At 50.4% G+C, this 1,219-nt stretch carries 2 protein-coding genes; both read left to right on the top strand.

Features of this window, described 5'->3' with window-relative positions:
- The first annotated feature begins 116 nt into the window (after positions 1–116).
- Positions 117–380: a DUF4321 domain-containing protein gene (locus Q0482_RS06145; RefSeq protein WP_008859174.1), complete on the top strand. Its 264-nt coding sequence runs from the start codon at positions 117–119 to the stop codon at positions 378–380.
- Between the two features lie 52 nt (positions 381–432).
- Positions 433–1,116, top strand: a complete 684-nt coding sequence (gene radC / locus Q0482_RS06140) for a DNA repair protein RadC (protein ID WP_299144725.1) — start codon at positions 433–435, stop codon at positions 1,114–1,116.
- Positions 1,117–1,219 lie beyond the last annotated feature (103 nt).

Here is a 1,219-nt window from a genome sequence, read left to right as displayed (position 1 = left end):
CATCGTAATGACATGTACTTTCTGAATTCTTCTTAACGCAATAGCATTGCCCGCAGGCGGGGGGACAATAAGATGGGTGGAAACTTAAGAACCTTTAATCAATAGGAGTTGTTATCATGCATTTTTCCAAGGGATTTTTCCCGCTTCTTCTTTTTCTGGCAGCCGGCGCTTTAATCGGTGGCATTCTTGGCCAGGTGATGGAAGGGGTTAATTTTGTAGGCCTTATGCCTTATCTGACGCAGACCTTTGAGATTTTTGACCTGAAGGACATTTTCCTGAACCTGGGGATTATCCAGTTTCATTTCGGCCTTCGGTTTGCGCCGAATCTGATCAGCATTGCCGGTATTCTGATTGCGGCGTGGCTGTACAAGAAGTTCTGACTTTCTTATTTCATACAATTCCATAGAGTCGTCCATTGATGAGGTGAACACCATGCTCATAAAGGAAATGCGAAGCGAAGATAAACCGAGAGAACGATTTCAAATATCTCCCCGGCTTGCCAGTAACACAGACCTGGTGGCCATCCTTTTGCGTACCGGCCGGCAGGGCCATTCTGTGATGGAAATCGCCAAGGAGGTGGTGGACCTTCTGGAGCAGGAAACAGGAATCAATGGCTATGAAGACCTCAACTGGCGTGATCTAACGGATATCAAGGGCATAGGACCGGACAAGGCTGTCACTATCTGCGCTGCGGTGGAACTGGGCCGCCGGCTTTCTCTTATCTGCGATAAAAGAAAGCTGGTCAGTTTCAGCGCGCCGGATAAGGTGGCAGCTTTTTTCATGGAAAAACTGCGCCATGAAAACCAGGAACATTTTGTCACCGCCTATGTGAATGTGAAGAACCGCCTGCTGGGATACCGTATTATTACTAAAGGAAATCTGAACGCTGCGCCGGTGGATATCAAGGAAGCCCTGAAATGGGGCATCCGCTACAAGGCTTACGGCCTCATCCTGGTCCACAACCATCCCTCCGGCTACCCGGAGCCTTCCGAAGAGGATCTGGACATTACCAAAGCTTTCGCCGCTGCAGCCAAACTGCTGGATATGGAAGTACTGGACCATGTGATCATAGGGGACGGAACTTTTGTGAGCCTCCATGAGAGAGGATGTCTGTGAGGGAGAGAGGCAGTGCGGCACAGCCCCTTTTGTATATCAGCTGCCACAGGCAGCATGCCTTTGGCAATCCCCCCTCGCCACTGCGTGGCCCTCTCCCCCCTGA

The sequence above is a fragment of the uncultured Dialister sp. genome, from assembly GCF_937959425.1.
GTDB lineage: Bacteria > Bacillota > Negativicutes > Veillonellales > Dialisteraceae > Dialister.
Note: the sequence above shows the minus strand (reverse complement) of the source record. Positions and strands in the feature narration are given on the sequence as shown.

Excerpts from the sequence above, each read along its gene's own strand:
- Q0482_RS06145 (WP_008859174.1), top strand. The coding sequence starts at position 117 with ATGCATTTTTCCAAGGGATTTTTCCCGCTTCTTCTTTTTCTGGCAGCC.
- radC (WP_299144725.1), top strand. The coding sequence starts at position 433 with ATGCTCATAAAGGAAATGCGAAGCGAAGATAAACCGAGAGAACGATTT.